Raw genomic sequence first — 10,612 nt, 5'->3', positions numbered from 1 at the left:
GCACAACATTTTCAGCTATCGCAACGATGCCAGATGGAACAGAGAAATCAGCATTAGTATCACCAGACGGAAGCTTTGCGATAACAGTAGATCCGATGGTAGCTAATGAAGAAATATCAGTTAAGATAAAAGCGACAAATGGTGAATATACAAAAGATAGTGCACCAACAACAATGACAGTAAAACCAATGGAAGACACAAATCCATTGGAAGATTACACAGTGGCTAAACCAACTGTTGAAGTAGGAACAGAAGGAGACACAAGTGTAATAGGTGCAGTAGAATTAGAAACACCAATTCCAGATGGCACAACATTTTCAGCTATCGCAACGATGCCAGATGGAACAGAGAAATCAGCATTAGTATCACCAGACGGAAGCTTTGCGATAACAGTAGATCCAATGGTAGCTAATGAAGAAATTTCAGTTAAAATCAAAGCGACAAATGGTGAATATACAAAAGATAGTGCACCAACAAAGATGACAGTAAAACCAATGGAAGACACAAATCCATTAGAGGATTACACGGTAGCGATACCTAGTGTTAACCCTGCTAAATCAGGCGATACAAGTGTAAGTGGTCATGTTGATTTGGAAACACCAATTCCAGATGGTACAACGTTTGAAGCATCAGTAACAATGCCTGATGGAACAATAAAAACAGCTGTGGTTGATAGTAACGGTGACTTTACAATTGCAACTGACGCCTTAGTTGCATTGGATGAATTATCAGTTAAAGTTACAGCTAAAAATGGAAACTATACAAAAGACAGTCTTCCAGTAATAATTACTGTTAGTGATGATACAAATGAAAATCCATTAGAGGATTACACGGTAGCTAAACCAACAGTAGATCCAGTGACTGATGGGGATACAAGCGTTACAGGTTCTGTTGATTTAGAAACGCCAATTCCGGATGGTACAACTTTTGAGGCAGTAGTAACAATGCCAGATGGAACTCAAAAAGTTGGGCCAGTTGTTGACGGGAAATTTAAGGTTGATACTGGATTGCTAAAAGAAGGTGATGAACTTAGTGTTGAAGTCATTGCTAAAAATGGTGACTATGAGAAACCTAGTGAAAAAGTGCAGGTCAAAGTAGCATCAAAAGATGACGGAATCTCTTCTGGTGGTGGTGATAATTCAGGGAGTGGAACAGACCAAGGAGCATCTAATGCTCCAGGTAAGGATTCAGGTTCAACTTCAACTGACGAAGGAAGAAGTGACGGAACTAGATTTGCATCTGGTAATGATGTTTCAAGTGCTGATAAGCAAAATGGTTTACCACAAACAGGTGAAAAATCAGGAATTATTTTATCAGCATTAGGTATTTTAGTATTAGCTTCAATTGTATTCTTTAAGAAATTAGTACCTTTCAAAAAAGAATAAAATATAGTAGCACAGTTCAGAAAAATATTTCTAAACAAATTAGGTAATTAGTTTATTGACATTTAATTACCTAATTTTTTATGTTCTTATTTTTTATGTTCTTTAAATTGTAGAATTTCGATATTTTATTGAAATTCACTTAATACTTATCTATTATTGATAAGATGATTTAAAATGGTAATAGTGGCTATATTGATTAGAGGTATGAAAATGAAAGACGATTTAAATGTGGTTTCTCAGTTTTGGAATTGGATAAAAGAGAATAGGGATAAAAGCTTATCTATTTTCTTTATATATTTGTTAATAGGAATTTCTATAGCAACCGTTAATTATCCCTATATTGATGATGTGAAAAGGCAAATTACGGGAGGTACAGAATTTGCTTGGAGTTATTCTAGATGGGGGAGTGAAATTTCTTCTTGGATTCTTCAAGGTAGTCGGCATTTAACAGATGGTGGGTGGACCAGACCGGTTGTTTCTGGTGTGTTACTAACATTTGTCAGTTTATTACTGGTATATATACTTCGTAAAAATAAAGAGAACTTAAATTGGATAGAAGCGATTGCCGCCATAGCGGTTGGGATAAATCCATGGTTTTTAGCCTGTCTAGGATTTAGATTTGATAGTCCCTTTATGGTATTAAGTATTTTCGTATCCATTATTCCCTTTTTATGGTGGGATAACCTGAATAAGTTTGCAATATATTCATTTATAGGGATATTCTTAATGTGTAATTTTTACCAGCCAGCATCTGGAATTTATCTTATTGTTTTTTTAACGATGGTTCTCCGTGAGTTGCTTTCGGGTCAAAATGTTATTAATATCATAAAAAGAATAATGTTTAGTGCAATTGCTTATATAAGTGCTATGTTATTGTTCTTATTTGAGTCCAAGCTTAATCCTGAAATGGCACTTCGAGGTGAAGTTGTAGAAATAGCTAAACCCAACGAATTGATTACTGTGATTTTTAAAAATATCAAGATATATTTAGGAACAATCTATCATCAGTCTGCTCAAATTTGGATACTGCTTTTTACACTTATAATCGTTGTATCTTACATATTATTGATGAAGAATAGTCAAATTTCAAAAATTAAGAGTGTTGTTTATATTGGATTGTATCTTTTAATCAGTATTATCTTAAGTTATGGTGTATTGCTAGTCTTTGTAACTGATTTAGTTCGTGATCAACCAAGGTATGGATTTGGATTTGGATTTTTGATTGGTGTGTTATTGATTATCATTAGTAATAATATAATAATGAAAAATTGGAAGTATATAATACCAAAAATTGTAATAGTTGCATATGCGTTTTATATGATTTCATTTTCATTTGAATTTTCTGCCATGCTCAGCTATCAAAAAGAATCATTTATAAATCAAAGTATGATATTGTCGCAGGATTTGAAAGATAAAATTACTACCAAAAGAAATGTAGTGAAAACTAATCGTTTATTCAAAAATTCGCCTATTTTAGTTAGCAGTGAAAGAAACTATCCATTACTTAGTAATTTAGTTCCTAATAATGAAAACTTATATTGGCCAAACGTATTATTGTTTTCAACATACACAGGACTAAATGTTAATTTTCAAGGTAGCGATTTCTCAGAATTCACCAAAGAAAAGTCTGTAAAAGTGTCTGATAATAGTTACTATCAATTATATCTTCTTGAGAACGAGTATTACTTATTATGGAAGTAAATAAAAAATCACAATAGACAATATCTATTGTGATTTTTTATTTGGGTTATTCAGTTGATAGTGGTTCAATAACGATTTTATCGTCTTTCATAACTGCTTTTAAGTTTTTATCTGCAGGATGGTTAAGATAATAATCGGCTACTTTATCTTCTATTTGATCTTGAATTACTCGACGTAATGGACGTGCTCCCATTGATGGATCATATCCGAGATCAACAAGTTTTTCTTTTGCTGGTTTAGTTACGTCAACACGTAATCCCTTATCATGAATCATATTATTAGTATCGTTGATCATAAGATCAACAATTGATAATAAGTTTTCTTTTGATAATGGTTGGAATTCGATAATTCCGTCAAATCTGTTTAAAAATTCTGGTTTGAAGAAATTACCTAATTTATCAATGATTGAATGTGTCGATCCTGAGATAGCAGCACCGAAACCAACGTTAGCTTCAGTGTCGCCTTGTCCGGCATTTGAAGTCATAATGATAATCGTATCTTTAAAACTTACTGTTCTTCCTTGAGAATCCGTTAAACGTCCATCATCAAGTATTTGTAAGAACATGTGCATTACATCTGGATGAGCTTTTTCTACTTCGTCAAGCAGAATTAAACTATATGGATTACGACGTACTTGTTCAGTTAATTGACCCGCTTCTTCATAACCAACGTATCCTGGAGGAGAACCAATCAACTTAGATATACTGTGTTTTTCCATATATTCAGACATATCGAATCTAATCATTGAATCAGTTGAACCAAACAATTCTTTAGTTAATTGCTTAGCTAATTCAGTTTTACCGACACCAGTAGGTCCAACGAAGAGGAATGAACCAATAGGACGTCCTGATTTATTGAAACCAATTCTATTTCTGCGAATGGCTTTTGATACTTCTTCAACTGCATTATCTTGTCCAATAACTTCAGCTTTTAAGTTTGGTTCAAGATTTTTGAGTTGAGTTTGTTCATTTGCTTTTAAATCGCCAACTGGGATTTTAGTTTTAGCTTCAACAATATTTTCGATATTTTTCTCAGTAACAGTTGCTGACTCGTTAGGATCAGGTTTTTTATTATCGCGCATGTCAGTATATTGTTTTACTTTATCGCGATAATAGGCAGCTTTTTCGTAGTCTTCTTGTTTTAAAGCCGCTTGTTTACTATTTTCAGCTTCGTTAATTTTTGTTTCTAATTCTTTTGAATCAACAGGAGCTATTGTAAGATTCTTCTTTGAACCAGCTTCATCAAGTAAATCAATGGCTTTATCAGGTAAGAAACGATCTTGAATATATCTATCTGATAAAGTAGCAGCAGCAGTAATAGCGGCGGCTGTATATTTGATATTATGGTAAGCTTCGTATTTTGGTTTTAGACCATTAAGTATTTTGATAGTCTCTTCAACACTTGGTTCATTGACTTGTACTTGTTGTAGACGACGAGCAAGTGCTGAGTCTTTTTCAATAGTTCTAAACTCATTAAGAGTTGTAGCACCAACTAATTGGAGTTCGCCACGAGCAAGTGCAGGTTTCAAAACGTTACCGGCATCCATACCACCTTCGGCATTTCCGGCACCGACAATTTCATGAATTTCATCAATGAAAAGAATGATATTGTTATTTTCTTGTTGAAGTTCATCAATTAATTCTTGCATACGTTTTTCGAATTCACCACGGATACCAGTTCCTTGAACTAGAGAAACAACATCGAGTCTAATTACTCGTTTGTCTTGTAATTTTTGTGGTACTTGTCCGTCGACAATTTTTTGAGCTAGGCCTTCTACAACTGCAGTCTTACCAACCCCAGCTTCACCTATTAATACAGGGTTATTCTTAGTTCTTCTATTTAATATTTCAATTACTCGTTCAATTTCGCTATCACGTCCAATCACAGGATCGATTTGTCCGTCTTTAGCTTGTTGAGTTAAATCAACACCATATTTGGCAAGGATTGAATCACCATTTCCTCCTTGATTTCCTCCGAAGTTCCCTTGTTGAGCTTGAGCACGATATAGATCTTCGTTAGATGAAGGAGTTGAACCTCCGTTAATTGAATTGAATAAATCATTAAAATTATTGAATTCAAATGGATTATTAGCCATATTTGTTTGTTGATTTTTTAATTCTTGATAACAACTTTGACAAAGATTTACTTCTGTTCTTTGTCCGTTAACACTTGTGTAGAGATGAATTGTTGCTTCGTTACGATTACAATTTTGGCAAAGCATACGCATTCCCTGCCTTTCTTAATTATTTATACCCTATACTTCAAGATACAAAGTGATTATACAATTAGCACTCTACCAATGCAAGTGCTAAGACTTGGAAGTTTTCTGAAAATGTATACACTGTTTTTCAAACGTTTTTCATAAGCTGTATTCCTTGATACAGTAGGAATGCAATCGTTTAACAAAAAAGTAAAAAAGCTTGTTCAAAAGTCGAAAAAATGATACGCTTTAATCTGAATATTGGAGTACAGAGGTTTCATTTTCCAATTTAAATTAAAATTGAATGAGGTATTTATATTATGGAAAGCAAACAATTTAACATTATCGCAGAATCAGGAATTCACGCACGTCCAGCTACATTATTAGTACAAACAGCAAGTAAATTTGGTTCAGATATCAATCTTGAATTCAACGGAAAATCAGTTAACTTAAAATCAATCATGGGTGTTATGTCACTTGGTGTTGGTCAAGGTGCTGACGTTACAATTACTGCTGAAGGTGACGACGCTGCTGATGCAATGACAGCTATTACTGAAACAATGAGCAAAGAAGGACTTACAGCATAATGACAAAGACTATTAGTGGAATTGCTGCTAGTGATGGTATCGCTGCAGCCAAGGCCTATCTATTAGTTCAACCAGATTTGTCTTTCGAAAAAAAGATGGTTTCTGACGTTGATGGTGAAGTGGCTAAACTGAAATCAGCGCTTGAAGTGTCTGATTCAGAACTTTCAACTATCCGTGACAAGGCTGTCGAATCATTAGGTGAAGAAGAAGCGCAAGTTTTTGATGCACACAAAATGATCCTAGCAGATCCTGAATTCACAGGTGCTGTTGAACAAAAAATTAAAGATGATTCAGTTAGCGCTGAACAAGCTTTAGATGAAGTGTCAAAACAATTTATTACTTTATTTGAATCAATGGTAGATAACCCATACATGCAAGAACGTGCGGCTGATGTTCGCGATGTTTCAAAACGTGTTATGAGTCATCTGTTAGGTGTAACTTTACCTAATCCTGCGTTGATTGATGAAGAAGTTATTATTGTTGCTGAAGATTTAACACCTAGTGATACAGCTCAACTTAACAAGAAATATGTTAAAGGATTTGTTACTGATATTGGTGGTAGAACTGCGCACTCAGCTATCATGGCTCGTTCATTAGAAATTCCAGCTATTGTTGGTACTAACGTTGTAACTAAAGAAGTTATTGAAGGTCAATCTGTTATTATTGATGGTAATGATGGCGACTTTATCTTAGATCCAAGCGATGCTGATTTAGTTAAGTACAACAAAATGGCTGCCGATTTTGCTGCTCAAAAAGCAGAATGGGAAAAGCTTAAGAATGAAGAAACAAGAACTGCTGATGGCAAACAATTTGATATTGCAGCTAACATTGGAACACCTAAGGACCTTGATGGGGTATTAGCTAATGGAGCTGAAGGTATTGGTTTATATAGAACTGAATTCTTATACATGGATTCAGCCGAATTGCCTGATGAAGATAGTCAATTTGAAGCATATAAAACAGTATTAGAAGGAATGAATGGTAAACCAGTTGTTGTTAGAACAATGGATATTGGTGGAGACAAACATCTTCCATATATGCCACTTCCTGATGAAATGAATCCTTTCCTTGGATACCGTGCTATTCGAATTAGTTTGGATAAGCAAGATATTTTCAGAACACAATTAAGAGCATTATTGAGAGCATCAGTGTATGGTTCACTAAGAATCATGTTCCCAATGATTGCTACTATTCAAGAATTCAATGATGCTAAAGCTATCTTTGAAGAAGAAAAGAAAAACTTGATTGCTGAAGGAACAAAAGTTTCTGACAATATTCAAGTTGGGATGATGATTGAAATCCCTGCTGCAGCTATTTTGGCTGATCAGTTTGCAAAAGTAGTTGATTTCTTTAGTATTGGTACTAATGATTTAATTCAATATACAATGGCTGCTGATCGTGGTAATGAACATGTTTCATACCTTTACCAACCATATAATCCATCAATTCTTCGTCTAGTTAAGAATGTCATTGAAGCATCTCATAAAGAAGGTAAATGGACTGGAATGTGTGGCGAAGCTGCTGGAGATCCAATCATGGTTCCTCTACTATTAGGAATGGGTCTTGATGAGTTCTCAATGAGTGCTACATCTGTTCTTAAAGTTAGAAGTTTAATGAAGAAACTTGATACAACTAAGTTAGTTGATTTAGTTGATCAAGCTGTAAATGTCTCATTGACTAATGATGATAATGAAAAACTAGTTACAGATTACATGAACAAAATATAAAAGAAGCCTTCGGGTTTCTTTTTTTTTGCATTTAAGTTTACAAATGTAAACCTATGTGTTAATCTACAAATGTAGACGGAGGTAGAGATGAATAAATTTGAAGAAGTTAGTTCAGCCGAATGGCAAGTTATGCGAATACTCTGGACTTTAAATAGCGCTACTAGTTCAGATATTATTGCTAATTTAAATAAAAAGAATAATTGGAATGACTCTACTATTAAGACTTTAATTGGTCGCTTAGTAAAAAAAGGCATAGTAGAAGTGGATAATACGAAACGTCCATTTATCTATACGTCAAAATATACTGAAGATAATGGGATTAAAGAAAGTGTTAATTCCATGTTCGACAATATTTGTGATATGAAAAAAGCGTCAGCTATTAGTGATTTGATAGATGACAGTCCAATATCTAAGAATGATATAGATCAGTTGATTATAAAATTAGAAGAAAAAAGAAAATCAGCACCTGAAAAGGTAGCTTGTAACTGTTTGAAAGTTGAGGAATTATAGAATGGATCATATGAATATGGATCACGATATGGAACACATGAATCATGATGATATGCAAGGAATGGATCACAGTATGCATCATGGAATGGATTTTAAGAAGAGATTTATTGTTTCGTTAATTGTAACTATTCCTATCATTATTATGTCACCAATGATGGGGTTGGAATTACCATTTCAAGTTAGTTTTTTTGGATCTGATTTAATAGTTTTACTTTTAGCAACATTTTTACTATTTTATGGTGGTAAACCTTTTTGGACAGGTGCAGTGAGTGAGCTTAAGACTAAAAATCCGGGAATGATGACACTAATTGCTATGGGGCTATCAGCATCATATATCTACAGTGTGTATGCTTTTATTGCCATAACATTTTTGAATAGTCAGCATGTAATGAATTTCTTTTGGGAATTCTCAACATTAATTGTCATTATGTTATTAGGCCACTGGATTGAAATGAAATCCGTAATGGGAGCAGGTAATGCGTTAGATAAAATCACGCAGCTTATACCTGATAATGCTCATATGTTACATGGGGATCATATGATGGATATGCCAGTTTCTGGTATTTCAAAAGATGATATTATTGAGATTCGTGCTGGTGAAACTATTCCTCTTGATGGAATTATTATTAAAGGTAGTACTAATGTAAATGAATCACTAGTTACGGGTGAATCAAAGCTAATTGCTAAAGACATTGATGATGAAGTTATTGGTGGTTCAACTAATGACTCAGGAACTATACAAGTTAAGGTAGCAAAGGATAGTAGTAGTGGCTATTTATCGCAGATTCAAACTTTAGTTGCTGATGCACAAAAACAAAAGTCACGCAAAGAAATTTTGGCAGATAAGGTTGCTGGTTGGTTGTTTTATGCAGCCTTAATTGTTGGATTAATTGCATTAGTATATTGGACAATTAATGGAAGTCTTTCGCAAGGATTAGAAATAATGGTAACTGTTTTTGTAATTGCATGTCCTCACGCATTAGGGTTAGCTGTGCCATTAGTTAATGCTCAAAGTACTTCAATTGCAGCAGCAAATGGACTTTTGATTCGTAATAAAACATCAATTGAAGAAAGCAAAAACATTAATACAGTTGTGATAGATAAGACTGGGACATTAACTGAAGGTAAGTTTACAGTTAATGAAGTCCATGAATATAATAAGAATCTTTTAGGAATTATTGGTGGCTTAGAGCAACAATCTAACCATCCAATTGCACAAGGAATTGTAACTTATTTAAATGATCAAAAAATTGATATGGAAACTGTTGAAGATGTAAAAACTCTTAAGGGATATGGCGTTAAAGGACTTTATAAAAACACAGAGTATCTTTTTGTGAATGCCAAATATCTTGATGAGAACCAGATTAATTATGATAAGACTGAATATGAAACAATATCAAATAAAGGTAATTCTGTTAGTTACTTAGTTGCTAACAACGAAGCGCAAGTTATGATAGCTATCGGTGATCAATTGCGAGATAGTTCTTTTGAATTAGTTAAGCAACTAGCAAAACGTGATATGAAACTGGTTATGTTAACAGGAGACAATAAAAATTCAGCCAAGTTCATTGCTGATAAACTTGGAATTGAATATCACGCAGAATTAAAACCGGAAGACAAACAAAAAATTATTAAAGATTACCAAGCTAAAGGTCAAGCAGTAATGATGGTTGGTGACGGTATTAACGATACTGTTGCATTAACAACAGCAGACTTGGGTGTAGCTATAGGTAACGGAACCGATGTGGCCATTGAATCCGCTGATGTAATTTTAGTTAACAATGACTTGAATTCAATTATTGAATTTTTCGATTTAGCTAAGAATACTAATCGCAAGATGATTCAAAATCTTTGGTGGGGTGCAGGTTACAACATTATTGCCATTCCATTGGCAGCAGGATTATTGTCAGGAATTGGAATTATGATAAGCCCTGCAGTTGGAGCGGTTATCATGTCGTTTTCTACAATTATTGTTGCAATAAATGCAATGACATTAAAAGTATAGAAAAAAGCCCAGTGTTCTACTGGGCTTTTTTTTGATGAGATTCTCAACATTATACGGAGTTTTTATCATTATCTTGCCTTTTGACGTAGTTTTTTGAAAACATTCCGAGTTCATTAGTCGCAAGTTCTTTTAATGTACTATCGAGTAATTGCGATTTTATTGGGCTATTTGAACCTATTACGACAACAAATTTATTTATATCTTGAATTTCATTCAAAATAAGAATGTTGAAATCTGATAACATGTATTTTTTATTAACAAACTTATTCGCAAAAATACTTGCTTGATCACTGTTGAAATTTAAGTAAATAAACTTATAATAAGTGAAATGCCAATCGAAGTTTTGTTTCAAAACTTCTTGATATTTTAACCCCGTCAACTCTACTCTTAATATTGATTCATCAGATTTAATAGGATAGAGCAAAAGATAAGGTTTTGAAAAATCGCTTAAAAGTTTTTTGGTTCCAAGAGTTAGATTAATTGGCATATTTTTCTCC

The 10,612-nt window shown here is 33.7% G+C and carries 8 protein-coding genes; 6 read left to right on the top strand and 2 right to left on the bottom strand.

The features are described from left to right. The coding region (locus RD055328_RS05310) for an LPXTG cell wall anchor domain-containing protein (protein ID WP_244087761.1) at nt 1-1,385 on the top strand (1,385 nt) is incomplete at its 5' end. A 210-nt stretch (nt 1,386-1,595) separates the two neighbouring features. Continuing rightward, nucleotides 1,596-3,086: a glucosyltransferase domain-containing protein gene (locus tag RD055328_RS05305; protein WP_244087760.1), complete on the top strand. Its 1,491-nt coding sequence runs from the start codon at nt 1,596-1,598 to the stop codon at nt 3,084-3,086. A 46-nt stretch (nt 3,087-3,132) separates the two neighbouring features. Here RD055328_RS05305 and RD055328_RS05300 read toward each other — a convergent pair whose 3' ends face one another. Next, entirely contained in the window at nt 3,133-5,307 is a 2,175-nt protein-coding gene (locus RD055328_RS05300) for an ATP-dependent Clp protease ATP-binding subunit (protein ID WP_244087759.1), read from the bottom strand. Nucleotides 5,308-5,606: 299 nt separating this feature from the next. On the opposite strand from RD055328_RS05300, the gene RD055328_RS05295 reads away from it, so the two are divergent. The 4 genes from RD055328_RS05295 to RD055328_RS05280 all read left to right on the top strand — a co-directional run bounded on the left by RD055328_RS05295 (nt 5,607) and on the right by RD055328_RS05280 (nt 10,115). Then, nucleotides 5,607-5,873, top strand: coding sequence for a phosphocarrier protein HPr (locus RD055328_RS05295; RefSeq protein WP_244087758.1), 267 nt, complete (start codon nt 5,607-5,609; stop codon nt 5,871-5,873). Continuing rightward, a complete protein-coding gene (gene ptsP / locus RD055328_RS05290; RefSeq protein ID WP_244087757.1) occupies nt 5,873-7,600 on the top strand; it encodes a phosphoenolpyruvate--protein phosphotransferase in 1,728 nt (575 codons plus the stop codon). Before RD055328_RS05295 ends, ptsP begins: the two co-directional genes overlap by 1 nt. 87 nt (nt 7,601-7,687) lie before the next feature. After that, on the top strand, nt 7,688-8,110 hold the full coding sequence (locus RD055328_RS05285) for a CopY/TcrY family copper transport repressor (protein ID WP_244087756.1): 423 nt from the start codon (nt 7,688-7,690) through the stop codon (nt 8,108-8,110). A 1-nt stretch (nt 8,111) separates the two neighbouring features. Then, nucleotides 8,112-10,115 carry a copper-translocating P-type ATPase gene (locus RD055328_RS05280; protein ID WP_244087755.1) on the top strand — a complete coding sequence of 668 codons (2,004 nt, stop codon included), beginning with the start codon at nt 8,112-8,114 and terminating at the stop codon, nt 10,113-10,115. 49 nt (nt 10,116-10,164) lie between these two features. Here RD055328_RS05280 and RD055328_RS05275 read toward each other — a convergent pair whose 3' ends face one another. Then, nucleotides 10,165-10,602, bottom strand: a complete 438-nt coding sequence (locus RD055328_RS05275) for a hypothetical protein (protein WP_244087754.1) — start codon at nt 10,600-10,602, stop codon at nt 10,165-10,167. Between the last annotated feature and the right edge of the window lie 10 nt (nt 10,603-10,612).

The organism is Companilactobacillus sp. RD055328 (genome assembly GCF_022835675.1).
Taxonomy (GTDB): Bacteria; Bacillota; Bacilli; order Lactobacillales; family Lactobacillaceae; genus BQUT01.
This window is presented reverse-complemented; position numbering and strand designations above follow the sequence as displayed.

Excerpts from the sequence above, each read along its gene's own strand:
- RD055328_RS05305 (WP_244087760.1), top strand. The coding sequence starts at position 1,596 with ATGAAAGACGATTTAAATGTGGTTTCTCAGTTTTGGAATTGGATAAAA.
- RD055328_RS05300 (WP_244087759.1), bottom strand. The coding sequence starts at position 5,307 with ATGCTTTGCCAAAATTGTAATCGTAACGAAGCAACAATTCATCTCTAC.
- RD055328_RS05295 (WP_244087758.1), top strand. The coding sequence starts at position 5,607 with ATGGAAAGCAAACAATTTAACATTATCGCAGAATCAGGAATTCACGCA.
- ptsP (WP_244087757.1), top strand. The coding sequence starts at position 5,873 with ATGACAAAGACTATTAGTGGAATTGCTGCTAGTGATGGTATCGCTGCA.
- RD055328_RS05285 (WP_244087756.1), top strand. The coding sequence starts at position 7,688 with ATGAATAAATTTGAAGAAGTTAGTTCAGCCGAATGGCAAGTTATGCGA.
- RD055328_RS05280 (WP_244087755.1), top strand. The coding sequence starts at position 8,112 with ATGGATCATATGAATATGGATCACGATATGGAACACATGAATCATGAT.
- RD055328_RS05275 (WP_244087754.1), bottom strand. The coding sequence starts at position 10,602 with ATGCCAATTAATCTAACTCTTGGAACCAAAAAACTTTTAAGCGATTTT.